Annotated in this window: 16 protein-coding genes; 11 read left to right on the top strand and 5 right to left on the bottom strand. The window is 75.6% G+C overall.

What is annotated here, in order from left to right; genetic code table 11:
- Nucleotides 1–93 precede the first annotated feature (93 nt).
- Complete coding sequence (locus BCD49_RS05645; protein WP_007519074.1) at nucleotides 94–717, bottom strand: GNAT family N-acetyltransferase; 624 nt, start codon at nucleotides 715–717, stop codon at nucleotides 94–96.
- 237 nt (nucleotides 718–954) lie between these two features.
- Between BCD49_RS05645 and BCD49_RS46090 the strand changes: the two genes are divergently transcribed.
- The 7 genes from BCD49_RS46090 to dinB all read left to right on the top strand — a co-directional run bounded on the left by BCD49_RS46090 (nucleotide 955) and on the right by dinB (nucleotide 12,687).
- Nucleotides 955–2,775 carry an MFS transporter gene (locus BCD49_RS46090; RefSeq protein ID WP_007519072.1) on the top strand — a complete coding sequence of 607 codons (1,821 nt, stop codon included), beginning with the start codon at nucleotides 955–957 and terminating at the stop codon, nucleotides 2,773–2,775.
- Between the two features lie 747 nt (nucleotides 2,776–3,522).
- Nucleotides 3,523–3,948, top strand: a complete 426-nt coding sequence (locus tag BCD49_RS05635; protein WP_007519070.1) for an SAV_6107 family HEPN domain-containing protein — start codon at nucleotides 3,523–3,525, stop codon at nucleotides 3,946–3,948.
- Between the two features lie 62 nt (nucleotides 3,949–4,010).
- Nucleotides 4,011–4,763, top strand: coding sequence for a hypothetical protein (locus tag BCD49_RS05630; RefSeq protein WP_425343355.1), 753 nt, complete (start codon nucleotides 4,011–4,013; stop codon nucleotides 4,761–4,763).
- Nucleotides 4,764–6,509 (top strand): DNA polymerase Y family protein, encoded by a 1,746-nt coding sequence (locus tag BCD49_RS05625; protein ID WP_071041239.1) that lies wholly within the window; start codon nucleotides 4,764–4,766, stop codon nucleotides 6,507–6,509. It begins immediately after the preceding gene.
- Between the two features lie 90 nt (nucleotides 6,510–6,599).
- Nucleotides 6,600–10,406 (top strand): error-prone DNA polymerase, encoded by a 3,807-nt coding sequence (locus BCD49_RS05620; protein ID WP_083401286.1) that lies wholly within the window; start codon nucleotides 6,600–6,602, stop codon nucleotides 10,404–10,406.
- Nucleotides 10,407–10,609: 203 nt separating this feature from the next.
- Complete coding sequence (locus BCD49_RS05615) at nucleotides 10,610–11,410, top strand: methyltransferase domain-containing protein (protein ID WP_007519219.1); 801 nt, start codon at nucleotides 10,610–10,612, stop codon at nucleotides 11,408–11,410.
- The gene (dinB, locus tag BCD49_RS05610; RefSeq protein ID WP_007519221.1) at nucleotides 11,407–12,687 is read left to right on the top strand and encodes a DNA polymerase IV; all 1,281 of its coding nucleotides are present in this window, start codon (nucleotides 11,407–11,409) and stop codon (nucleotides 12,685–12,687) included. Before BCD49_RS05615 ends, dinB begins: the two co-directional genes overlap by 4 nt.
- Before the next feature lie 36 nt (nucleotides 12,688–12,723).
- Here the strand turns inward: dinB and BCD49_RS05605 are convergent, their stop codons facing one another.
- From BCD49_RS05605 to BCD49_RS05590, 4 genes are all read right to left on the bottom strand, one after another.
- Nucleotides 12,724–13,116 carry a DUF3040 domain-containing protein gene (locus tag BCD49_RS05605; protein WP_007519222.1) on the bottom strand — a complete coding sequence of 131 codons (393 nt, stop codon included), beginning with the start codon at nucleotides 13,114–13,116 and terminating at the stop codon, nucleotides 12,724–12,726.
- Nucleotides 13,117–13,506: 390 nt separating this feature from the next.
- Complete coding sequence (locus BCD49_RS05600; protein WP_071041238.1) at nucleotides 13,507–17,061, bottom strand: transglutaminaseTgpA domain-containing protein; 3,555 nt, start codon at nucleotides 17,059–17,061, stop codon at nucleotides 13,507–13,509.
- On the bottom strand, nucleotides 17,058–18,431 hold the full coding sequence (locus BCD49_RS05595) for a DUF58 domain-containing protein (protein ID WP_007519226.1): 1,374 nt from the start codon (nucleotides 18,429–18,431) through the stop codon (nucleotides 17,058–17,060). The genes BCD49_RS05600 and BCD49_RS05595 overlap by 4 nt, the downstream gene beginning before the upstream one ends.
- A gap of 10 nt (nucleotides 18,432–18,441) precedes the next feature.
- Complete coding sequence (locus BCD49_RS05590) at nucleotides 18,442–19,473, bottom strand: AAA family ATPase (RefSeq protein WP_007519227.1); 1,032 nt, start codon at nucleotides 19,471–19,473, stop codon at nucleotides 18,442–18,444.
- An 806-nt stretch (nucleotides 19,474–20,279) separates the two neighbouring features.
- Here BCD49_RS05590 and mraZ point away from each other — a divergent pair.
- From mraZ to BCD49_RS05570, 4 genes are all read left to right on the top strand, one after another.
- Nucleotides 20,280–20,711, top strand: a complete 432-nt coding sequence (gene mraZ, locus BCD49_RS05585) for a division/cell wall cluster transcriptional repressor MraZ (protein ID WP_007519229.1) — start codon at nucleotides 20,280–20,282, stop codon at nucleotides 20,709–20,711.
- Nucleotides 20,712–21,207: 496 nt separating this feature from the next.
- Nucleotides 21,208–22,266: a 16S rRNA (cytosine(1402)-N(4))-methyltransferase RsmH gene (gene rsmH / locus BCD49_RS05580; protein WP_083401272.1), complete on the top strand. Its 1,059-nt coding sequence runs from the start codon at nucleotides 21,208–21,210 to the stop codon at nucleotides 22,264–22,266.
- Nucleotides 22,263–23,081 carry a hypothetical protein gene (locus BCD49_RS05575; protein WP_071041237.1) on the top strand — a complete coding sequence of 273 codons (819 nt, stop codon included), beginning with the start codon at nucleotides 22,263–22,265 and terminating at the stop codon, nucleotides 23,079–23,081. Before rsmH ends, BCD49_RS05575 begins: the two co-directional genes overlap by 4 nt.
- On the top strand, nucleotides 23,078–25,186 hold the full coding sequence (locus tag BCD49_RS05570) for a peptidoglycan D,D-transpeptidase FtsI family protein (protein ID WP_071041236.1): 2,109 nt from the start codon (nucleotides 23,078–23,080) through the stop codon (nucleotides 25,184–25,186). The genes BCD49_RS05575 and BCD49_RS05570 overlap by 4 nt, the downstream gene beginning before the upstream one ends.
- Nucleotides 25,187–25,239 lie beyond the last annotated feature (53 nt).

Genomic DNA, 25,239 nt, shown 5'->3' with positions numbered 1-25,239 from the left:
GGAACCCGTACCCCCCGAGATGGCGGGGGCCCCGGTGGTGACAGGGGCGACCCGCCCGCGGCACCGAAGCCGTGGGCCACGCGGGCGGCCCGCCTACAGTGCGCGGGCGGGACGGCCGAAGCGGGCCGTCACAGCGCCGCGCCGGCGCCGGGAGGCCGGCGGCGGCAGCTCCTTGCCGAGTACCGCGTAGGGGGTGTAACTGCCAGGGAAGCGGAAGTTCGACAGCAGCGGGGCGAATCCCTCGCTGGTGTAGAGCCGGCGGGCGCGGCTGTCCGGGAGCTCCAGCGCCGAGAGTGCCGCGGTGCGGTACGGCACGTCGCGCAGCAGCTCGCGCAGCAGCTCGCGGCCGATGCCCTGGCCCTGGTAGTCCGGCAGGACGTGGAGCTCGACGATCTCCAGGCAGTCCTCCAGCCAGTACGCCGCGGCGGCCGGCGACAGCGCCGAGGCCACCACGTCGTGCCACCACTGCCCGACCTGGCCCGGCATCGCGTAGGTGATGCCGACCAGGACGTCGTCGGAGGTCAGCGCGGCCACGGCGCGCAGGTCGCGCCGCTCGGTGTGCCGGCGGGCATGGGTCATGCGGTCGCGTGCGGCGCGCACGGGATCGGCCTCGTGGACGTCCAGGAAGGCGGCCTTGTAGACGGCGATCACTTCGTCGAGGCGGGCCCGCATGCGGGCGGGCGTCCAGCGCACCAGCCTGATGTCGGCACTCGCCAAGGCTCGCCTCGCAGGGGTTGGGCGCCTGGCCGAAGGAAGCGCGACAAGCTCGTCCTTCGCGCCTCCGTGAGCCAGGGTTCGGCGTGGAGTCGGGAGGTCGACGATAACCCGCCGGTGCCGTCGCGCGCCCGGCGACGGGGGGAGCGGACCACGAAGAGGACAGAGAGACATTAATCGATTACTCAGTCGCAGTTGATTTCGGCTGGTGTGCGACATTGCGCGTGGAACGATTCCGCCATGGCCGCGACCGAAATGCCCGGACTGCCCCCCGGCTATCGGGCGCTGCTGAGTTCCCCGGGGCTGCGGGCTGTGTTCGGGGCGCACGCGGTGTCCATGGTCGGCACGGTCGCCGCCGAGGTCGCGCTGAGCATCCTGGTGTTCCAGCGCACCGGCTCGGCGTTCCTGTCGTCGCTGGTCCTGACCTTCTCGTTCCTGCCGTATGCCGTCGGCGGGACCGCGCTCTCCGCCGTGGCGGACCGTTTCCCGGCCCGGCGGGTGCTGGTGGCCTGCGACCTGATCAGCGCGGCCTGCGTCGGCGCGATGCTCGTCCCGGGGCTGCCGATCGCAGGGCTGTTCGCCCTGCTGCTGGTGATCGGGACCGTCGCGCCGGTCTTCCAGGGCGCCCGGGCGGCGAGCCTCGCCATCTTCCTCGGCCCGGACGCCTTCCCGACGGGCAGGTCGTTGCTGCGCACCATCAGCCAGTCCGCGCTGCTCGCCGGCATGGCGGCGGGAAGCATCGCGCTACGGGTCCTGGGGCCGACCTGGCTGCTGGCGGCGGACACGGCCAGCTTCCTCACGTCCGCGGCCCTGCTGAGACTCCGGTCGCCGGCCACCCCCGCGCCGGCCGGCGAGAGGGGCGGCCGGCGCCGGGGAGACGCCGGCCCGGTCGTCGAGGGAGCCGAAGGGGCCGAGAAGGCCGAGGGCGCCGCGAGGGCTGAGGGAGCCGAGGGCGGTGAGAGGGCTGAGCCTGCCCGGTCGATGCTCGGCGACTCCCTGGCCGCCCTGCGCTACCTGGCCGGGACCTCGCCCCTGCGCTGGCTGGTCCTGCTGGGCTGGACGGCGGCCGCGTTCGGCATCGTCGCCGAGGCGCTGATCGTCGCCTACACCGTGCGCACCGGCGCGTCCGCGTCGAGCGCGGGCGTCCTGTTCGTCAGCAACGCGGCGGGGGCCGTGCTGGGTGAGGTCGTCGTCTCGCGGTTTCCTCCGCGTGCGCGGCGCGTTCTCCTCCTGCCGCTCGCCCTGCTGATGCAGCTTCCCCTGATCGCGTTCGCCGCGACGCCGACCATCCCCGTCGCCGCCGTCCTGCTGGCGGTGGCGGGAACCGGCATCGCGTTCGGCCAGGGGCTCGACGCGCTGGTCGTCGCCGCCACCAGCCCGGCGGCGCGCGGACGCGTCTTCACCCTGCAGGCCAGCGGGCTGATGGCGGCGCAGGGCGCGGGCGCCGCGCTCGGCGGCCTGGCGGGCACCTTCATCGCCCCGGGCCTCGTCATCGCGGCCGCGGGCGCACTGGGCGGGGTCTGCGTTCTGGCTCTGGCCCGGGTGGCGCTGCGCCGGCCAGTCGCCACCACCACCGCCCGGAACGGGCGTCCGCGTGACCGGCGGGGGTCATCGACCACCGCCGGGACGCAGGGGGTCGCGCCCGTCGAGGGTGCCATGGGCGTCGAGGACCGCGAAGCGGGCGAACAGCTCCTCGGCGTACCAGCCGACCTCGGGGGTGCGGCGGACGGCGGCGGCGTGCGCGGGGCGCCCATAGGCGAACGCGCGGACGGCGGTGAGGTCCGGCCAGACACTGAACGTCCCCTGCAGGCCGATCGGGGCCTCTCCGATGCCGATCGCGAGCCACGGTCCGGCGGTGGGGTCGGCGGCCAGGGCGGCGAGGTCCGCGGCGACCGGGGGAGCGGCCCGCCAGAAGGTGACCGCGTGCCTGGGCGCGAGCCGGGCGCGGGTGAGGACCGCCACCGGGCCGCCAGGCGCCTCCTCGGTGGCTCGGCGTCCCGGGGCGAGGCGGCCGAAGGGCTCACGGCCCGACCAGCGACCCCTGGTGGCGACGGGCCGTAGCCGCAGGTGGAGATGCTCCTCGGCGGCGTGGGCCCAGGAGCGCGCGACGGCGCAGGTCGTGAACGCCTCGGCCGCTCGCTCGCTGTCCCAGACGGCCACCAGGCCCCAGCGGCGCGGCTCGGCGTCCAGCGGGCCAAAGGCGCCGGGGGCGCCGGTGCCGACCAGCTTGGCGAAGGTGAGCCCGGGGACCCGGCGTAGCCGTGCCCCGCCCAGCGCCATCCGGACCAGCGCCGCGCCGACCCGCCGGGTCGGTACCCGCCACAGGTCGACGGTGACCAGCGGCGGCGGGGGGCCGGTCGCACCGGCGGGAAGGCCTTTCTCGCAAGGGAAACTCGCCGGCGGAACCGGGTGCGGACCGGCTGCCGCGACGGCTCGACACGGCATGACCGGTGACATTGACGCCTCCTCTCGGCCGGGCTACCTTCAGTTGTGTTCGAACTTGTGTTCGAACACGGGTGGGGCGCCGGCCAGTCAGCCCGCAGTCAGCACTGACGACGCCAGCAAGGACGCCGCCAGACCGGAGGGTGGGACATGAACAGCCAGCCGACTCCGTACCAGCCAGCTCAGCCAGCGCCGCGCCCAGCCATGCGTCAGCAGCCCGTGTGCCAGCAGCCCACCCTTCACCCGGTCCGCCATCGGCCCCCGCAGCCGCCGCGGCCTCCACAGCCTCCGTTGTCCTCGCAGTCTGCCTCGGGGGTGGGACAGGTTTCCTCCGATGATCGCCGCGTGGCGGTCCCGGCGGCCGGGATGCCGCGCCGTTCCCGGGACGACCTGCTGGCCGCGGCCCGGCACGGGCTGGCCGAGGCGGCGTTCGCCCGGCCGGCGGGTGAGCGGTATGCCCTCGCTCACCTCGCCGCGCTCCGGGTGGCCGCGGCCGTGCTGGCGGCCCGGGCGAAGCCGCGGCCGGGCCGGCGCGGCCGGCCGGTGAGCGCCTGGCGGCTGCTGGCCCAGGTCGCCCCGGAGCTGGGCGAGTGGGCGGACTTCTTCGCCGCGGGCGCGCCGCGGCGGGCGGCGGCGGAGGCCGGGCTGTCGGTCGTGAACGCCCGCGAGGCCGACGACCTCGTCCGGCAGGTGGAGATCTTCCTCGGCGTGGTGGAGGAGGTCCTCGGCCTGCCATCCCAGCCTGCGCTCACCGGGACGGTGCCGGGGACGGCCCGTTCCGGGACGGAATAGCCGTGGCGCCCGCCAGGGCGGCCGATCCCGCCCACGGGTTCGCCGAGCCGGTGGTGGCCGCGCTGCGGGACCTGCGGGAGCTGCGGGACCTGCGGGAGATCGCCAGCGGCCCGGAGGGCCGGGCCGACCCGCCAGACCTCACCGACCCGGACCGGATGCTGCCGGTGCCGGCGGCGCTGGCCGCGCTGCTGCCCCGGCGCGCGCTGCCGCGCGGGGCGACGGTGGCCGTCGAGGGATCGGCGGCGCTGCTGCTCACCGTGCTCGCCGAGCCGTCCAGGGCCGGGGCCTGGTGCGCGGTGGTCGGCTGCCCCACGCTCGGTCTGCTCGCGGCGGCCGAGGCGGGGATCGCGCTGGAGCGGCTGGTGCTGGTCCCCGAACCGGGGCCGCGCTGGCCGGTGGTCGTCGCCGCGCTGATCGACGCCCTGGACGTGGTCGCGGTCCGCCCGCCGGCGCGGGGCGCGGCGGCCGGGACGGCCAGCGCGGCCCGGCGGCTCACGGCCCGTGCCCGGGAGCGGGGCTGTGTGCTGGTCCCGGTCGGGGAGGGATGGGACGGCGCGGACCTGCGCCTGGCCGCCGGGGAGCGTTCCTTCCACGGCGTCGGCCAGGGGCACGGCCACCTCCGCGGCGCCCGGCTGCTGGTCCGGGTATCCGGCCGCGGCGCCGCGGCCCGCCCGCGCGATGGCTGGCTCACCGTCGCCGGCGCGGATCCCGTCACCAGCCTGGCTGCCGCCGCCCGAGACCCCGGCGTCGGGTCGCGAGCCGGCGGAGAGACGCGGGTCGCGCCAGGGCCGTCCTCTGCCGAGAGGGCGGCCTAGATGCCTGTGCGGATGCTTGCCCTGCACTGCCCGGACTGGCCGACGACGGCCGCGGGAGCCGGTCCCGAGGAGCCCGCCGCCGTCATCGAGGCGAACCAGGTCGTGGCGGTGACCGCGGCCGCCCGCGCCGCCGGCGTGCTGCCCGGGCTGCGCCGTCGAGACGCCCAGGGGCGCTGCCCCGAGCTGCGGCTGCTGGCCGCCGACCCGGAGCGGGACGCCCGGCTGTTCGAGCCGGTGGTTGCCGCGGTCGAGACCGTAGTGCCCGGCGCCGAGGTGACCCAGCCCGGCGACTGCCTCGTGCCCGTCCGCGGCGCCGCCCGCTACTTCGGCGCCGAGGCCGTGGTGATCGCCCAGATCCGGGGCGCGGTCACCGCCGCGCTGGCCGCCGTGGCGACCGGCGCCGCGGCCCGTGGGCCCGCGGCGACCGGCGGCCCACGCGGCTCGGCCCGCCGGAGCGGCCCGAGAGGCCTGGGCGACAGGGCCGGTCTGGCTGACGGGGGTGGCTCGGGCAGAGGCGCGGCGGCGGCGGCGCGCCCGTCCTTCGGGATCGCCGACGGGCCGTTCGCGGCCATGGTGGCCGCCCGGCTGGGCGAGACCGTGGCGGCCGGTGCCGCCGCCGGCTTCCTCGCGCCGCTGCCGGTGGAGCTGCTCGACCGTCCCGAGCTCACCGGGCTGCTGCGTCGGCTGGGGCTGCCCACCCTGGGCGCGTTCGCCGCGCTGCCCGCGCGGGAGGTGTTGGTCCGGTTCGGCCCGGACGGGGCGCTCGCGCACCGGCTCGCCCGCGGCGACGACGAGCGGCTGCCGACGCCGCGGGTGGTCCCGCCGGACCTCGCCGTCGAGACCGAGCTCGACCCGCCGGCCGACAACGTCGACCAGGTCGTCTTCACCGCCCGCCGGCTCGCCGAGGACGCCCACGCCAGGCTGCTGGCCGCGGGGCTGGCCTGCGCCCGAGTCGCGATCGAGGCGGAGACGGAGCACGGCGAGCCGCTGCGCCGGGTCTGGCGGCACGACGGCCCGCTGACCGCCGCCGCGATCACCGACCGGATCCGCTGGCAGCTCGACGGCTGGCTGTCCGCCGCGAACGCCGTCAGCGGGCCGGTTGGGCAGGCCGCCCCAGATGCGGTCACCACTTCCCCGTCGCATCTGGGGCGACCTCCCCAACCGGCCCGGGTCATCCGGATCCGGGTGACCCCACACGACCTGCTCGCCGCCGACGGCCGCCAGCTGGGGCTGTGGGGGGAGCCGGGAGCGGTCGATGGCCGGGTGCGTCGCGCGCTCGACCGGGTGCAGGGGTTGCTCGGGCCGGAGGCGGTCCTCACCGCCGAGGTGCGCGGCGGGCGTGACCCGCTCGCCGCCGTCCGGCTGGTGCCGTGGGGGGAGCCCCGCGGCCCACGCGGCCCGGCCGAGGCGGAGCGGGCCGCCGCCCCCTGGCCCGGCCGGCTGCCCTCGCCGGCGCCGGCCACCGTGCTGACCGAGCCCCGCCCCGCCGAGCTGCTTGATGCCACCGGCGATCCGGTCGTCGTCAGCGGGCGGGCGACGACCACCGGGGCGCCGGCCTGGCTGGCCGTCGAGGGCCGCCCACGGGCCCGGGTCGTCGGCTGGGCCGGGCCGTGGCCGGTCGACGAGCGGTGGTGGGAGCCCACCGCCCGACGCCGGGCCCGGTTCCAGCTGGTCACCGAGGACGGCTCGGCCTGCCTGCTGTTCGTCGAGTCCGGCCGCTGGTGGTGGGAGGCGTCGTACGGGTAGGGACGGCGGGCCGTGTTGGGGTGTATGGGTCGGGAGGTTGCGGTGAGCTGGTGGAATCCGGCGGTTTCGTGGACGGAGCTGGAGCGGCGGATGTCGGGCCGTCCGGCCCGTCCAGGCGGGGGCGAGGACGGGCCGGACGGTGATGGTGGGGACGCGCCGGCGTGGACGCGGCGGCGCGAGCCCTACCGCCCCGCGCCGGAGCTGGTCGCGGCCGCCGTCGCCGCCGCGCGCGGCGGCGACGGCGCGGCGCTGGCGGGCGAACCGTACGCGGAGCTGCACTGCCACTCCGCGTTCAGCTTCCTCGACGGGGCCAGCCAGCCGGAGGATCTCGTCGAGGAAGCCGCCCGGCTGGGGCTGTCCGCGCTGGCTCTCACCGACCACGACGGCATGTACGGGGTGGTCCGGTTCGCGGAGGCGGCGGGTGAGGTGGGCCTGCGGACGCTCTACGGGGTGGAGGTCTCCCTCGACCTGCCTGCCCCGCGCCCAGGCGGCCCCGACCCCGACGGCGAGCACCTGCTCGTGCTGGCCCGCGACCCGGAGGGATACCGGCGGCTGTCCAGGGCCGTGTCCGACGCGCACCTGGCCGGCGGGGAGAAKGGCCGCCCGCTGACCAGCCTGGACGTGCTCGCCGCCGCGGCTGGCGACGGGCACTGGCAGATCCTCACCGGCTGCCGGAAAGGGGCGGTACCGGCCGCGCTGGCCGCAGGCGGGGTCGACGCCGCCCGGGACAGCCTGGACGGGCTGGTCGCCCGGTTCGGCCGGGACAACGTCGCCGTCGAGCTGTGGGACCACGCCCAGCCGCTCGACTCCGCCCGCAACGACGCCCTGTACGAGCTTGCCCAGGAAGCCGGGCTGACCTGCGTCGCCACGAACAACGTCCACTACGCCACCCCGTCGGCGGGCCGGCTCGCCGCGGTGATGGCCGCGATCCGGGCCCGGCGCGCCCTCGACGAGATGGACGGCCACCTGCCCCCGGCCGGCTGCGCGCACCTGCGGTCCGGCGACGAGATGGCCGGCCGGTTCACCCGCTACCCGGGCGCGGTCGCGGCGGCCGCCCGGATCGGTGCCGAATGCTCCTTCGACCTGCGCCTCGTCGCGCCCCGGCTGCCGGACTTCCCGGTGCCGCCCGGGCACACCGAGGCCAGCTGGCTGCGGCTGCTGACCATGCAGGGCGCCGCCCGCCGGTACGGCCCGCCGTGGCGGGAGCGGGCGGTCGGCGCCTACGACCAGCTTTCCCACGAGCTCAACCTGATCGAGTCGCTCGGCTTCTCCGGCTACTTCCTGATCGTCCACGACATCGTCGAGTTCTGCCGCCGAGAGGACATCCTCTGCCAGGGCCGCGGCTCGGCGGCGAACTCGGCGGTCTGCTACGCGCTGGGCATCACCGGCGTCGACGCGGTCCACTTCGGCCTGCTGTTCGAGCGTTTCCTCGCCCCGGAGCGCGACGGCCCGCCCGACATCGACCTGGACATCGAGTCCGGCCGGCGAGAGGAGGTCATCCAGTACGTCTACGGCCGCTACGGCCGGGACCGGGCCGCCCAGGTGGCCAACGTCATCAGCTACCGGTCCCGCTCGGCGGTGCGCGACGTCGCCCGCGCGCTCGGCTTCTCGCCCGGCCAGCAGGACGCCTGGTCCACCGGCATCGACCGCTGGTCCCCGCTGCCCGCCACCACCACGGCACCGGCCATCCCGACCCAGGCGTCAGCCCCGGCACCCCCGGCAGCGGCACCCCCGGCAGCGGCAGCGCCGGCAGCGGCAGCGCCGGCCGGGCCAGCCCCAGCCGCGGCGGTCTCGGCGGCACCGCCCGACCGGGCGGCCGCCAGCCCCGAGCCGCGGGATCGGATCGGGCCGGAGATCCCGGCCGAGGTGGTGGGGCTCGCCGGGCGGCTGCTGGGGTTTCCCCGGCACCTGGGCATCCACTCGGGCGGGATGGTGATCTGTGACCGGCCGGTGGCCGAGGTGGTGCCGGTGGAGTGGGCGCGGATGCCCGGGCGGACCGTCATCCAGTGGGACAAGGACGACTGCGCGACCGCAGGGCTGGTCAAGTTCGACCTGCTGGGCCTGGGCATGCTCGGCATGCTGCACGGCGCGTTCGAGCTGATCCGTGCCCACCACGGCCGCGACCTGGACCTGGGTGAGATCCCGCCGGAGGACATGGCGGTCTACGACATGCTCTGCGCCGCCGACTCCATCGGGGTCTTCCAGGTGGAGAGCCGCGCCCAGATGGCGACCCTGCCCCGGCTGCGCCCGCGCCGCTTCTACGACCTGGTCGTCGAGGTGGCCCTCATCCGGCCCGGCCCGATCCAGGGCGGTTCGGTACATCCCTATATCCGGCGCCGCAACGGCACCGAGGAGGTCACCTACCCGCACCCGCTGCTGGAGCGCTCCCTGAAGAAGACCCTGGGCGTTCCGCTCTTCCAGGAGCAGCTCATGCAGATGGCCATCGACATCGCCGGGTTCTCGGCAGCCGAGGCCGACCAGCTGCGCCGGGCGATGGGCGCCAAGCGGGCGACCGAGCGGATCGACCAGCTGCGCGCCCGCTTCTACGAGGGCATGGCCGCGAACGGAATCGTCGGGGAGACGGCCGACGAGCTGTACACGAAGCTCGCCGCGTTCGCGAACTTCGGCTTCCCGGAGAGCCACTCGGTGAGCTTCGCGTTCCTCGTCTACGCCAGCGCCTGGATCAAGCTCTACTACCCGGCGGCGTTCTGCGCGGCGCTGCTCAACGCCCAGCCGATGGGCTTCTACTCCCCGCAGAGCCTGGTCGCCGATGCCCGCCGCCACGGGGTCACCGTCCACGGCCCCGACCTGAACGTCTCCGCCGCCGCCACCACCCTGGAGAACATCCCCGCCCCCCGCCAGCCCGCGGACGGGGTTCCCGCCGGCCCGGCGAGGCCAGGGGCCCCTGCCGGGCCGGCGATCCGGGAGGTCCGCTGGGATGCCATGGCGCCGACCGGCCCGACCGGCCCGACCAGCCCGCGCGGGGCCGGCGGGGCTGGCGCCGCTGAGTCGATCGCGCAAGGACCCCGGAGAGGCCGGAACCCCGTCGATCCGGCGGGAACCCCGGCAGACCTGGCCCCCCTCGCGACGGCGGCCCCGGCGGCCCTCGCGGCCCCGACGGTGGCGTTGGGGGGTCGGGGCGCCGGCTGGCTGGTGGACACCGACCAGGCGGCCGATCGGTACCCGGCCGTCCGGCTGGGCCTGGCCGGGGTGCGCCTCATCGGCGCGGCGAACGCGGAGAAGATCGTCACCGCCCGGGACGCGGACGGCCCCTTCCGGGATCCGGCCGACCTCGCCCGGCGGACCGGCCTGGCCGCCGCCCAGCTGGAGGCGCTCGCCACCGCCGGCGCGTTCGGCTGCTTCGGGATGGCCCGGCGGGAGGCGCTGTGGGCGGCCGGTGCCGCCGCCCAGGCCCGACCGGGCCGGCTCGAGGGGATGGCCGTCGGTGCCGACCCGGCGGCGGTCGCGGCCTACCTGCCCGGGATGACCGCCGCCGAGGAGGTGGTCGCCGACCTGTGGGCGACCGGGATCACGCCGAGCCGGTACCCGACCGAGTTCGTCCGGGACCGGCTCGACGCGCTCGGAGTGGTCGTCGCCTCGGGGCTGGCCGGGCTCGAGACGGACCGGCGCGTCGTGGTCGCCGGCGTGGTCACCCACCGGCAGCGCCCCGCGACCGCGGGTGGGACCACCTTCCTCAACCTGGAGGACGAGACCGGGCTGGTGAACGTCATCTGCTCGCGGGGGGTCTGGGTCCGCCACCGGACGGTCGCGACCTGCGCGCCCGCGCTGATCGTCAGGGGGAGGCTGGAGAAGGCCGAGGGCGTGGTGAACGTGATCGCCGAGCGTCTGGAACGTCTCCCGATCGCCGTCGCCCGCCGCTCCCGGGACTTCCGGTGAGCCCGGCCGCCGGGGCGCCCACCGCGCGGCGGCCGGACACCGTGGCTGAGTCGCTTCCACTCGATTACCATCGGTTATCTTTGCGGGTGCCGTTGTTACCGAGCGTGGGGGTAGCCGATGTCCCGATGGATAATGACGGTCGCCGGTGTCTCCGTGGGTGGGCTGGTCGTCGGCGTGGTCATCGGGTTCTCCCTTCCTGCCCGATGACGGTCGCCCGCCCGCCCGCCTCCTCGTCGGACCCGCGGCACGCGGCCGTGTGGCGGGCGCTCGAGGACATCCTCGCCGCCGCCGGGCCGGTCGGGCCGGGGCTCACCGTCGTCGACGCCGGCGGGGGCAGCGGCGGCTTCGCCGTGCCGCTCGCGCAGCGCGGGCATCGGGTGACGGTCGTCGACCCGAGCCAGGACGCGCTGGCCGCGCTCGCCAGGCGCGCCGCCGACGCCGGTGTGGCCGACCGGGTGACCGGCAGCCAGGGAGACCTGGCCGAGCTCGCCACCGCCGCCGGCCCGGCCGTCGCCGCCGCCGGCGGCGCCGACCTGCTGCTCTGCCACGCCGTCCTGGACCAGGTCGAGGATCCCGAGCAGGCGCTCGCCGCGGCGGTGCGGGTGCTGCGCCCCGGCGGCTGGCTGAGCCTGCTCGTCGCCGGCCGGGCCGGCGCCGTGCTCGCCAGGGCGCTCGCCGGCAGGTTCGGCGAGGCGGCCCGGGTGCTCACCGACCCGGCGGGCCAGACTGTCCCGGGGGAGCCCATCCGCCGCTTCGACACCGCCGAGGCCATGTCCCTGGTGCGCTCGGCCGGCGCCGAGGTGGTCGCGGTCCACGGTGTGCGGGTGTTCGCCGACCTGGCCGCGGCGCCCCCGCCGGCCCGCGGCGAGGGCGAGCGGGAACCGCCCGCGGCCTGGGCCGACCAGCTCGCCGACCTGGAGGCCGCCGTGTCCACCCGTCCGCCCTACCGTGACCTGGCCGCCCAGCTGCACGTACTCGCCCGCCGCGTCCCGGCCGCGCCATGACCGACAGGAACGCGTCCGACAGGAGCGGGCCCGACGGGAGCCCGCCCGGCGAGACCGCCACCGGCGGGGCCGGATCGGTGGGCAGCGACATCCTGCACGTCGACATGGACGCGTTCTTCGCCGCGGTGACGCTGCTCGCCCGGCCCGAGTTACGCGGCCAGCCGGTGATCATCGGCGGTGGGCCGCGCGGGGTGGTGCTCTCCGCGACCTACGAGGCGCGCGCCTACGGCGTCCACAGCGCCATGCCGATCGCCCGCGCCCGTCGCCTGTGCCCGGCCGCGCTGGTGCTGCCGCCGGAGCGGGACCGCTACCAGGAGGTCTCGCGGCGGGTGATGGCGATCCTGCGGGACGTCACCCCGCTGGTGGCGCCGATGTCCGTGGACGAGGCGTTCCTCGACGTCGCCGGCGCCCGCCGGCTGTTCGGGACTCCCGCCGAGATCGCCAGGATGATCCGCGCCAGGGTGCTCGCCGAGGAGGGGATCACCTGCTCGGTGGGCGTCGCGCCGACGATGTTCGTCGCGAAGATCGCCTCGACCAGATGCAAGCCGGACGGCCTGCTCGTCGTCCCGCCCGGCGAGGTGCTCGCGTTCCTGCACCCGCTGCCGACCTCCGCGCTGTGGGGAGTCGGGCGGGCCACCGAGACGGCGCTCGACCGACTCGGGCTGCGCACCATCGGTGACATCGCCGACTGCCCGCTGCTCACCCTGCGCCACGCCGTCGGCGACGCGGTCGCCCACCACCTGCACGCGCTCGCCCACGGCCGCGACGAGCGCGCCGTCGACCCGGACACGACCGAGGTCAGTATCAGCGCCGAGCACACCCTGCCCGTGGACGTCGCCGAGGTGGACCAGCTCGCGCGTGAGCTGCTGCGGCTGTCCGGCCAGGTGGGCCGCCGGCTGCGGGCACGCGGCCGGGCCGCCCGCACGATCGGGATCAAGGTCCGGTTCGCGGACTTCACGACGGTCACGAGGGCGCGGACGCTGCGTGAGCCCACCGCGGTGAGCCAGGAGATCTACCGAACGGCGCTGGCGCTGCTGCACGAGGCGGGGATCGCGGGGCGGGCCGTCCGGCTTGTCGGCGTCCGAGCCGCGAGCCTCACCGACGCCGCCGACACCGGCCACCAACTCACCTTCGACGAGCGCCCAGCCGGCTGGCCCCAGCTGGACCGGGCCACCGACGCGGCCGGAGCCCGTTTCGGCGCGGGCGCCGTAGCCCCCGCCAGCCTGCTCCTCCGCCAGGTCCAACCGCCACCCGACCCGAAACGCGACAAGCCCTGACCGACGCGATGTTTCTGGTTCGCCCAGAAACGCGCTTCACCCCTCCCAGCGTCGACGCCAGCGCTCCTCGAAGCGCTCGGTGACGCTGGGGCGGGTGCGGCGGCGGGGGGCGCCGGCGCGACGGCCCTGGTCGGGGCCCCGGCCGCTCATGCGGCGCAGGTCGCCGGCGCCGCGGACGGCGGCGGTCAGCATGATCGAAAAGCCGAGGATGCCCAGTACGACGGTCAGTACCGGCAGCTGGCTGAGTACGACGCCGACAATCAGCATCGCGAGCCCGAGGACGAACAACACCGCGTTGCGGCGAATCCGGCGGACCAGATAGGTACGCGGAGTAGCCGAGCGGACAGTGCTCGCAAACTTCGGGTCGTCCTCGACAAGAGCGCGCTCGATCTGCTCGAGCATGCGCTGCTCGTTCTCCGAGAGCGGCATCGACGCTCCTCCCACGGCCGGTAGGACGAACCTAACCAAGGATAGGCATCTGAGGGCGGGCGCGGTAGGCAACCGGCCATCCTAGGTACCCAGCCGTAACACTGAATAGGTACCCCGAGGACGCCGTGGTCCCCGGGTGCGTGCTTCTGGTTCGTAGTTGCGTCCTGCCGGGCTGTCACTGGCCGTTAGGACGGAGCCAGCCGACCCTCGACACCCCTGTGGGGCCAAGCGTAAACAAAACAGTCGGGTGTGGGGTCCCGCAGACAGTCCGAGCCGTGTCTGGATCCCGACCAGGCTGGCCGCGGCTCCCCGGCCAGGCGGCCCGGCGAGGCGCGGCACCCCGACCGCGCCGGATCTTCGCAAGGCCAGCCGGGGCAGGAAGCGGCCAGGTCAGGAGCGGCCGGCGGGCTCGGGCGGCTCCGCGGACTCGTGCTGGGGGGAGAGGTCGGGCGAGGCCGCGGCCGAGTCGGGGGAGCGGCGCTGCCAGGCACGCTCGTCGGCCGCATAGGCGCCCGAACGAGTCAGTCTGCGCAGAACGGACGGCGGGGCGACCTGCGCGACCAGGCGGCGGCCACGGGGCGCGACGGCCAGCAGGGCGTCGATCGCCGTGGTCACGTCGGCTCCGATGGTGCCCGCGCCCCCGCCGAGCGGGGTGCCCGGCGGGGCATAGCGGACCMGCTCCTCGGCCCAGCCGATCCGGCTGAGCGCCGCCCGCGCGGCGACGACCTGCTCGTCCTGCGCCTCCGGCCCCGCCGACAGGTAGGAGGACAGGCGCGCGACCACCATCCGGGGCGAGTCGCTGGGCCGCAGCGGGATGCCGAGGTCCGTCGACACGTCCAGCAGCTCCGCCCAGCCAGCCCGCACCCGCGCGCTCGCCCGCATGGGCTCCTCGCCGACGGCGTCGGCCGTGGCCGCGTCCGCCGCTGGCCCGGCGCGCAGCCGCCGGCGCCGGATCACCCGCCGGGCGATGGCCGGCGCCAGCAGCAGGCCGATGGCGGCGAGCGCGACCAGCAGCCAGATCCCGACCCACAGCACGAGATGGGCCGCGCGGCCCATTCCCGTCCGTGCGCCCGTCTCCTCGCCGGCGCCGAGGGTCGCGGTGGCCGCCGGCTGTTGCCCGGTCTCGCTCTGGTGCTGGTCGGCGGCGGGTGCCCAGGTGTTGTCGCCGAGGCCGCGCAGCTCGCCGATCGGGGTCGGGTTGAAGCTGATCCAGCCCGTGCCGGGCAGCCAGACCTCCGTCCAGGCGTGCTTGTTGCCGTTCTTGTAGAGCAGCGTGCCGTCGGGCTGTGGGACGCCGTAGGCGAAGCCCATCGCGACCCGGGCCGGGATGCCGAGCGACCGGACCATCGCCGTCATCGCCGTCGCGTAGTCGACGCAGAAGCCGCGTTTCGTGCCGAACAGGAAGTTGGCGAGCGTGCCGGCGACGGCGTTTTGGTCGTAGGTGAACGCGGAGCCGCGCAGGTAGCGCTCGATCGCGCTGACCTTGTCGTAGTTGCCCCGGTAACCGCCCGTCACCTGCCGCGCCAGCGACGCGACTCGCGGGTCGAGGGTGGACGGTAGCGCCTTGTCGGCGTCCAGCTCGGCGGGCACCGGTCCGGTGGCGGCCCGCTGGGCGGCCGTCGGCGCCGGGATCCTGGCCTCGACCGTGTAGGTGGCGCCGGCCGCCGACGTGCCGACCGTCGCGTAGAGGGTGCTGGTCGGCTGGTTCAGCCACCAGTCGCCGGCCAGCCCGGTGATCGATGCCGGAACGCCGGGCACCGGCAGGTCGGTCTCGTGGAAGTCGGGATGGACGGCGATCGTCGCGGACACCGTGGTCGTCGCGACGCCCACCGCGGGGCCGGGCAGGCCGGCGGCCACCGACGTGTCGCCGGCGCCGGGCAGCCGCACCGACGTGAAGCGTTCGCCGTCGAACGTGTCCAGCGCGGTCTCCCGCAGGAACACGTCCTTGAAGGCGTTCGGGTCCGCCGTCCGCACGCTCAGCTTCGGCGTGCTGAGATCATCCTGGTGCAGGCTGCCGGCGAGGTCGGCGGTCGAGTGCCCGTCGGGGTTGGCCGGCCGCGGCGCGCTCGCCGGGCCCTCGGTCTGGGTCGTGCCTGGCTGGTCCTGGTCGGGCGCCGGGGTCGCCGACTGGGTCTGACCCGGCGTGGACGCGCCGCCACCGGCGGGACCCTGGCTCGGGTCGGGAGCGTAGTTCGGCGCCGGGGTGGCGCCGTCGGTGCGCGGGGTCGGCTCGAAGGCGATCCAGCCGGTGCCGGGCAGCCAGACCTCCGGCCAGGCGTGCGCGTCGCCGTTGCGGATCAGCCGGCTGCCGTCGGCCTGCCGGACGCCGTCGACGAAGCCGACGGCCACCCGCGCCGGAATCCCCAGCGACCGGACGAGCACCGTCATCGCCGAGGCGAACTGCTCGCAGTAGCCCCGCCTGCTCCCGAAGAGGAACTCGACGAGTGCCCCCGGCTTGTTCGTCGGCGCACCGTTCAGGTCGTAGGTGAAGGTGCCACCGCGGAAGTAGTCCTGGATGGCGCGGACCTTGTCGTAGCTGGTGGCGCGTCCCTGGGTGATCTGCAGCGCGAGCTCGGCGACCCGCGGGTCGAGGCTCTTCGGCAGCGTGACGTCGATGCCGAGGCCCTCCGGCGGCGACCCCGCGGCGGTGAGCTCCTCGGAGGTGGGCGCCGGGGTGGCGGCGGTGACGGTGTAGGTGATGCCGGACGCGTTCGCGTGGGCGGCGAAGATGGTGCCGGTGTCGCGGTCGAGCCGCCAGTCGCCGGTGAGGTCCTTGACCGACGTCGGGAGGCCTGRCACCGGCAGGTAGACATCCGGGTAGCCGGGCCTGATGGAGATCGTCGCGACGGTCTCGGTGGTGGTCAGGCCAGCGGGCGGGCGGGGCAGGCCGTGCTCGATGCGGTCGTCGGTGGTCGCCTCCAGCTGCCGCATGTTGAAGGCGCTGCCGTCGAAGTCGTCCAGCGCCACCTGCCGCAGCCGCAGCGACGCGTCCGGGTCGCTCGGCCGCAGCACCGTCATCACCGGGCGGTCGGGGTTGTCGTGCAGCCGCTGGGTGAGGGTCGCCATCGGCGGGCTCACCTTGGTCTGCGAGCTGCCGGGGCCGTCCCCGCTCGCCGATCCGGTGTCGCGGTTGACCAGGCCGTTGCCGTTCAGCGACGGCGTGATCACCGGGACCAGCACGGCGAGCAGCACGGCGCCGAAGGCGACCCGGCCGGCCAGGCCGCCCAGCAGCAGCTGGGAGCGCCCCTGGCCGTGGGTGGTGACGAGCCGCCCCCACCGCCGCATCACGGAACGCCCGTCGAGTATGAGCAGCGCCAGGAATCCGAACACCCCGACGGTGAACGGCACCACGCCGACGCCGCCGGGCAGCACGGCCGCCGGCACCGCGAACAGGCCCAGCAGCGGCAGCCCGGCCAGCGTCGGCCGGCGGGCGGCGACCGTGAGCAGGTCCACCACCAGCGCGACCAGCGCGACGCCGAGCACGGTCAGCACGACCAGCCCGGGCCGGCTCGGTACCGGCGCGGCCAGCCGGGACATGTCGCCCCGGCCGTCGGACATCAGGTCCGTCAGGCGCGCGAGGCTGGCGCCGTTCGGCACGAAGCCAAGCCAGGCCTCGGTACGCGTGCACAGCCCGGTGAGCGTGAGCAGGAGGCCGGTGAGGCTCAGGACGATGGTGGCGGACGGGCCGAGGCCGATGCGGCGGCCGAAGGCGGCGAGCCCGACGACCACCAGGACGGCGAGCAGCACCGGGCCGAACCACCACCACAGACCGCGGAACAGCGGCGTGAGCGCGAGCGCGCACATCAGCGAGGCGAACGCCCCGACGGCCGTGGGCACCCACTGGCCCTGGGCGCTGGCGTGGCCGGCGCCCACCAGGGTGGCGAGCCGTCCGCCGCGGTTCGTGGCGCCCGGCCGGCCGGCGGCGGGCATGGCAGGCCGAGTCATCGCGGCACCTCGTGTGCGTCACCGGCGCTTTCGCGCCCGTCCCTCGGGAGCACCGCCGGGCCGCCCCGGCTGGGGCGGGGGGTGGCTCCGAGCCAGGGCGCGCCAGACTGGGAGCCGGCGCGCGACCAGCCGGTCCCGTAGCGGACGGCGGGCAGCGACACCCGCGGCCACTCGTCGGCGAGCCGGCTGCCGTGCCCGGTGACGAGCACTCGCCAGCCGGCGCGGCTGAACGCGAGCTCGCAGCCGGCGAGGTCCGTCCTGGCCGCGGCGTCGTTTCCCCAGCGGGTGAGGTCGACGAGCACGGCGACGGCCGGCGCGGAGCGCGGCCGCATCGCGCTGAGGCGGCGGGCCACCTCTGGCGAGGTCTGTCCGAGGACGAGCACCAGCATCCCGCCGTCGCCGGCCGCGATCGCCGTGTACGCCGCCGTCGGGTCGAACGTCGAGACCTGGGTGACCGTCGATAGCTCGTCGAGCAGCGGGTTCACGCTGCCGGCCGTCGCGACGGCCGCGAGCCCGTGATTGGTGACCAGCCGGACGCCGTAGCCACTGCGGGCCAGATGCGCACTGATCGAGCCGGTCGCGCCGACCGCCCACTCGAACGGCGATGCCGGGCCGATGTGGTGGCCCCAGGATCCGAGGTGGTCGTCGAGCAGAACGGTCGCGCCGCCCACCCGTGGCTTCTCCTCCCGGCGCACCATCAGCTCACCGACCCGGGCGGTGGTGCGCCAGTGCACCCGGCGCAGGTCGTCGCCGGACCGGTAGGGCCGAGTGGTCACCTCGTCCTCGCCGTGCAGCGCGGAGCGCCGCAGTGTCGAGACCGCGGCGTGCGGCTCCGGGCGGGCTCCGGGCAGCAGCTCGATCGTCGGCGTCACGACCAGCTCGTCACGGCTGCGGAAGGCGCGGGTCAGCTCGCAGAACCCGAACGGGTCGGCGAGGCGGATCGACATCGGGCCCAGCTGGTAGCGCCCGCGGTGCGTGGCGCGCAGCTCGTAGGACAGGTCCCGGGTGCCGCCTGGCTCGATCCGGTCGAGGACGAAGCGGGCCTGGGCGCCGAGCGCGTCGGGCACCCGGTCCTCGACGAGCAGCACCGACGTGGGCAGCCGGCTCATGTTGTCCAGCCGGACGTGCACCCGCGCGGCCCGGCCGGCGGCGACCCGAGGGGGGTCGATCCGGCGGGTGCAGGCGAGCCGGTAGCGCGTCCGGGAGACGAACACGGCGGCCGACAGCGGCAGCAGCAGGAGAAGTACGGCCACCCGCAGCAGGTCCTGCTCGCCGAGCACCAGCGCGGAGATGGCGCAGGCGCCGCCCGCGGCCAGGAACGAACGGCCGCGGACGGTCAGTCCGCGCAGGGCGGCGGCGAGGTCGCGCACCGCGTGGCCGTCAGTGCCCGCGTCGCGGCGGCCTGGCGGCCGGGCCGGGACGGGGGATCGGCGTGCGGGCGACGATGTCGGAGAGCAGCCGCGCGGCGATGTCGACGACCGGGTCGCCGGACATCGCCAGCTCCGGGCGCAGCAGCAGCCGGTGGGCGAGCACGGGCACCAGCAACGCCTGCACGTCGTCGGGCAGGACGAACGACCGGCGGTCGAGCGCGGCGGCGGACCTGGCTGTCCGGATCAGGTGCAGCGCCGCGCGCGGGGAGGCACCGAGCATGATCTCCGGGTGGCGGCGGGTAGCGCCCACCAGCTCGACGACGTACTGGCGGACCTCGTCGGCGACGTGCACCCCGCGCACCAGGGCGCTCATCTTGGCGATCTCGGCGGCGGAGGTGACCGGGACGACGTCGGCCAGCGGCTCGGTGTTGCCGTGGTTGTCGAGCATCGCGAACTCGGCGGCGGGTGACGGGTAGCCCATCGAGATCCGGGCGGTGAAGCGGTCGCGCTGCGCCTCCGGCAACGGCCGGGTGCCCTCCATCTCCACCGGGTTCTGGGTGGCGATCACCATGAACGGCGACTCGAGCCGGTAGCTGACCCCGTCGACGGTGACCTGCTGCTCCTCCATGCACTCCAGCAGCGCGGACTGGGCCTTCGGCTCGGCCCGGTTGATCTCGTCGCCGACGACGATGTTCGCGAACACCGGGCCGGGCCGGAACTCGAAGTCGCGGGTGCCCTGGTTGTAGACGCTCACGCCGGTGACGTCGCCGGGCAGCAGGTCGGGGGTGAACTGGATGCGGCGCACCCGGGCGTCGATCGAGCGGGCGAGCGCCTTGGCCAGCATCGTCTTGCCGACGCCGGGCACGTCCTCGATGAGCAGATGGCCCTCGGCCAGCAGCACGACGAGCGCCGCCCTGATCGCCTCGGGCTTGCCGTCGATCACCGCGGCCACCGAATGCTGGATCCGGTCGGCGACATCGGCGAGCTGGCCGAGATCGCCCGCGGGGTCACGCCAGTGCAGGACTCCTGGCTCCGTCGCCACGTAGGCCCTCCTCCGGGATCAGCGGATCGGTCCGGCCCCCGGCGGGAGCTCTCCATTCCCGAGTGTGACATCCCAACCGGCGATCCTTGCGTGCAAGGGCGTCAAACCACCACCTGGGGGAGGGGGTCGCGCGCCGGTACGCGGCGGCGTGATGCGCCGTAGTGACGCCAGTGGCCCGCGACCGCCGGGTGCGGGCCGAGTGGCATCGGCCGTTCGATCCCCGTCTGTTCGCGGGTCTCGGCCCCCGCCCGCGAGCGTTCCACCAGCGCGTCGCCGGCACGTCATCGTGGGTTCGCCGCCCGGGTCGACGCCCCGCCGTCGGCGCATCGGTCGGACGCCACCGGTGTGCGTTGGCCTCCTCCGGTCCTCGTTCCGCCGGCCGTCGACGTGGCCGGCGTGTCCAAGGCTCGCCGGCCGTCCCGCGCGGCTCCGCGGAGGCGGCCTTCGCCTATCACGGAGCCCGGGCGATGCCTGTGCGGCCTATCAGCGACGGTGATGGCCCGTGACCGGATTGCGCCGCCTTTACGTACGCCGAATTGGCGCACTTCTTGGCGCACGGGACGTCGGTGGTCCCGGGAACCGGCGGGCGTACGGAACGACGTCTCGCAGCCGTGTGGGAGCAGTGGGGGAAGCCACCTCTTCGGGGTGTCGCGGGGGTGCTGGGTGGGGGATAGTGGGGTACAGTGGCGCGCAGTGGGGGGACGGCGACGGACTGATGGCCTGTTTGCGGGACCGATGAGCGGGATCTGTGGGGAGACCGTCGGCCGCGGCGCATGACCCCGCGCTGGTGAGCGAGGAGGGGCGCCGTGTTTCTCGGTAGCCACTCCCCGCGCCTGGACGACAAGGGCCGGCTCACGCTGCCCGCGAAGTTCCGGGAGGAGTTGGAAGGAGGACTCGTGATTACCAAAGGGCAGGAACGCTGTCTTTATGTGTTCCCCTTGGCCGAGTTCTCCAGAATCAGCGAGTCGCTGCGTACCGCGCCGGTTACGGCCAAGTCGTTGCGCGACTACAGCCGAGTCTTCTTCTCCTCCGCCAGCGACGACATCCCCGACAAGCAGGGCCGGATCAACATCCCATCGGCACTGCGCGAGTACGCCGGGCTGACCCGCGACTGCGTCGTCAACGGCGCGAACACCCGGGTCGAGATCTGGGACGCGCAGCGGTGGACGGCCTACCTGACCGAGCAGGAGGAGAGCTTCGCGCAGCTGTCCGAGGAGGTGCTGCCCGGCGTCATCTAGCGCTCCAGGGCGACGCGACGCCCGGGAACGCACGTACCACCGAGCCCCACACGTACCACCGAGCCCCAGGAGTACCCGGGAACCTCCGGGCGCTCTCCGCGGCCCGCGGCCTCGAACCCGCGGCGGGCCAGGCTTGCCGGCGAGGGCCCGGCCCGGTGACCCGACAGGGTGGCCCCGCCCTCCGCACGGCCAGCGGAACCAAGCGCAACCACCAGCAACTGGAACAGACGGCCGTCGCGTGTCGAGTTCTCCCCCCGCCTGCCTCCGGGCGCCACTTCCCCGGCGCCCGGCGGCCCGGCGGGGCGGGACCTGGGCGCACGCCGCGTCCGCTCGTTCCTCCCGCGGGCGCGCCGCCGTCGGCGCGTGCCCACCGGCCCCGGCCCTCCACCGGCTGGATGCCGACGTGGGCGGGCCCGTGCGTAAGTACCCGTTCGCCTGGCGCTTCGGCCGAGAGGGACCGGCGCGGGAAGGGCCCAGTCGAGAGGGGCGGCGAGCGGTGCAGGCCAGCCACATCCCGGTCCTGCTGGACCGGGTCAGCGCGCTGCTCACCCCGGCGTTGGGCCAGCCCGGCGCCGTCGCCGTCGACGCCACCCTCGGCCTCGGCGGGCACGCCGAGGCATTGCTGCGCGAGCTGCCCGAGCTTCGGCTGGTCGGCCTGGACCGTGACCCGCAGGCGCTGGCCGCCAGCCGCGACCGGCTCGACTTCGCCGCCGGGCGGGTGGAGTTCGCGCACGCGGTCTACGACGAGCTGCCGGACGTGCTGGACGGCCTGGGCATCCGGACCGTGCAGGCGGTGCTGTTCGACCTCGGCGTCTCCTCACTGCAACTGGACACCGACGACCGCGGCTTCGCCTACTCGCGGGACGCCCCGCTGGACATGCGGATGGACCCGACGGGCCCGCGCACAGCCGCCGACATCCTCAACACCTACGACGAGGCGTCGCTCGCCCGGGTGCTGCGCCGCTACGGCGAGGAGCCGTTCGCCCGGCGGATCGCCGCCGCCGTGGTGGCCGAGCGGGCCAGGAGCCCGTTCACCACCTCGGCCCGGCTCGCCGAGCTGGTGCGCGCGGCGATCCCGGCGGCGGCGCGGCGGACCGGCGGGAACCCGGCCAAGCGCACGTTCCAGGCGCTGCGCATCGAGGTCAACGCCGAGCTGGAGGTGCTGGACCGGGYCCTGCCCGCCTCGCTCGACCGGCTCGCGGTGGGCGGGCGGATCGCCGTGCTCGCCTACCACTCACTGGAGGACCGGATGGTCAAGCGGGCGCTGGCCGAGGTCATCACGACGAAGGCGCCGCCGGACCTGCCGGTGGTGCCCGCCGGCGCCGAGCCGACCTTTCGCCTGCTCACCCGCGGGTCGCAGGCCGCGTCCGAGGCGGAGGTGACGGCCAACCCGCGGGCGGCGTCCGCTCGGCTGCGGGCCGCCGAGCGGGTCCGCCCGCCGGCCGACACCGACAGAACGGGAGGCCAAGTGGGCCGAAGGAGGCGCGAAAATCTTCCGCCTTCGCGCCTCCGGCCGCCCTCGTCGCCAGAAGGATCCAGGGGAGGAACACCATGACCGCCGCGCCGAGCGACGAGCAGCTGCCGATGTCGGCCGGCGCGACCGCGCTGGCGCCGCAGCCGGCGGCCCCGACTCCGGCGCCGCGTTCACCCCGCCAGCCACCAGCCCGCCAGCAGCGGCCCCGCCGCGCCGGCCCGCCGACCGCCTCGGCCCAGCCGGTCGAGCGGTCCGAGCCGGTCGAGCGCCCCGCGCCGGCCGGCCGGCCGGCGCGGGCCGCGAGCGCGGGGGCGGCCGCCCCCGCCGCCAGACCGGCGGCGCGGCCGGCCGCGAGGCCCGGGTCCCGGGCCGCCCCGGCGCCGGGGCCGACGGCGCTGGCTCGGGCGCGGGCCAAGGCAGCCCGGTCGCAGCGGGCACCGCGGGCCCCGTTCGTGATCCTGCTGCTCGTGCTCATGGGCAGCGGCCTCGTCTGCCTGCTGCTGCTGAACACGGCGCTGAGCGAGAACGCGTTCCAGGAGCACTCGCTGCAGGCCACCTCCTCGGCGCTCGCCGACGAGGAGGAGGCGCTCGCCGTCAAGTCCGACCGGCTGTCCGCGCCGGGCGCGCTCGCCGCGCGGGCGCAGGCCCTCGGGATGATGCCCGGCGGCCTGCCCCGGTACGTGCCGGCGGGTACCCCGCTGCCGTCGGGCGCCCGCGTGGTCGCCGGCGGCGGGGACGCGAACGGCGGTGTCATCCTCTACGTCGTCCCGGCCCCCGGGCAGCCGGCCGCGGACGCCGCGGCCGGTCAGCCCGCCGGCCAGGACGGTCAGCAGGGGCAGGGCGTGCAGCCGGGCCAGGGCACGGCCGCCGCGGGCGCGGGGACGTCCGGGCGGTGAGCTCCACGCTCCTCCCGCCCGGGGGTCGCACGCGCCTGCGGCTGGTGACGGAGGGGGCGCGTACCGGCTCCGCGCGGGCCGGCCGGCCGACCAGGAGCGACCGCGCCCGGCCGCAGGCGGCCCGGGCGGCGGCCGCGAGGGCGGCCGCCGCCCGTCGGGGACCGGGCGGCCAGCGGCCGCGGCGGCGGCCACCGGGTGGTTCGCGGCGCCGCGCGCTGGCCAGCTCGCGGCGCAGGCTGCGTATCGGCGTCGTCATGCTGGTGGTGGTGCTGCTGGCGCTCGCAGGCCGGCTGACCCAGCTGCAGGGCTTCAACGCCGCCACCTACGCCCGCCAGGCGGAGAAGCAGCGGATGCAGGAGATCACCCTGCCGGCGGTCCGCGGCGAGATCACCGACCGGCACGGGGCGACCCTCGCCCAGGACGTCGACGCCCGCGCCGTCTACGCCAACCCCAGCGTCATCGCCGACCCCGCCGCCGTCGCCGCCAAGCTCTCCCCCCTCGTCGGGCAGCCGGCGGACACGATCGAGAAGCGGATCACCCGCGACCGCAAGCTGCTGTTCGTCTACATCGCCAGGGGCCTCGACCCTGGCGTCAAGGCCAAGGTCGAGAAGCTCGACCTCAAGGGCGTCGGCGTGCTCGACGAGCGCCGCCGGGTCTACCCGAACGACTCGGTGGGGGCGGGCGTCATCGGCTACACCCGTTTCGGCGACAACGACCTGCTGGTGGGCAACGGCGGGATCGAGCTCGCCTACGACGACGTCCTGCGCGGCCGGGACGGCACCCGCACCCTGGAGACCGACCCGGCCGGGCGGGAGATCCCGTCGGCACACAGCAGTGAGAAGGCCCCCGTCGAGGGCTCCGACCTGCGGCTCACCCTGGACACCGACATCCAGTGGGAGGCGCAGACGGCGATCGCCGACGCGGTGCGCGAGAACCAGGCCGTCGCTGGAACCATCGTGATCATGGATCCGCACACCGGGGACATCCTGGCGATGGCGGACTCCCCGGACTTCGACCCGAACAACGTCGGCGCGGCCAATTCCGACGCGCTCGGCAACCGATCCACCGCGTTCGCGTTCGAGCCCGGCAGCGTGGAAAAGGTCATCCCGATGGCCGCCGCGCTCGACAGTGGCCTGATCACCGCGACGACCCCGGTCACGGTCCCTCCGAGCATCCGCCGCGGCGGCTCGCCGATCGGCGACTCGGAGACGCACGGGACGCTGCAGCTCACCGCTGCCGGGGTTCTCGCCCACTCCAGCAACATCGGCACCGTACTGATCTCGGAGAAGGTCGGCGCCGCGGGGCTGGAGGCGACCATGCGCGACTTCGGCCTCGGCCAGCCCACCGGGCTCGGTTTCCCCGGCGAGAGCGGCGGTCAGCTGGCCCCGTCGACGAAGTGGTCGGCCTCGCAGGCGGCCACCGTCGCCTACGGCCAGGGGATGAGTGTGACGGCCCTGCAGATGGCGACGGTCTACGCGACGATCGCCAACGGCGGGGTGCGGATGACGCCGCGGCTGGTCGACGCGATCGGCGCGAGCGGCGGCGCGATGGTCCCGACGCAGCGGGCGCCGGGGGTGCGGGTCGTGAGCGAGCAGACCGCGCGCACGCTGTCCGACATGCTCGAGCAGGTCATCACGACGAACGGCACCGCGCCCGCCGCCGCCGTGCCCGGCTACCGGGTCGCCGGCAAGACCGGCACCGCCAACCAGATCATCCCGTCCTGCGGCTGCTACTTCGGCCCGAACGGGCAGAGCTACGTCTCCTCGTTCATCGGCTACGCCCCGGCCGACAACCCGCGGGTCGTGATCGCGGTCGTCCTGGACAACCCGAAGGCGGAGCACTTCGGCGGTCTCACCGCGGCGCCGGCGTTCCAGAAGGTGATGACCTTCACCCTCGCCACGCTCGGCGTGCCACCGGCCGGCTCCGCGGCGCCCCACCTGCCGCTCACCCAGCCCGGCACGGCCGCCGATGGGAGGACCACCGACCAGACAACGGCCGGCGGGGCCGGTGACGGCGCGGTGGCCCCGGCGGGCGCGGCCCCGGCGGACGCTACCGGCGGGCAGGGGACGAACCCGGCGGCGGGCGGCTCGCCGCCATCCGGATGAACGGACGGCCGGCACGGCCACGAGGCGACACCCACGGCAGGCGTGAGGCCTCG

Source organism: Pseudofrankia sp. EUN1h, assembly GCF_001854645.1.
GTDB classification, from domain to species: domain Bacteria; phylum Actinomycetota; class Actinomycetes; order Frankiales; family Frankiaceae; genus Pseudofrankia; species Pseudofrankia saprophytica.
Note: the sequence above shows the minus strand (reverse complement) of the source record. Positions and strands in the feature narration are given on the sequence as shown.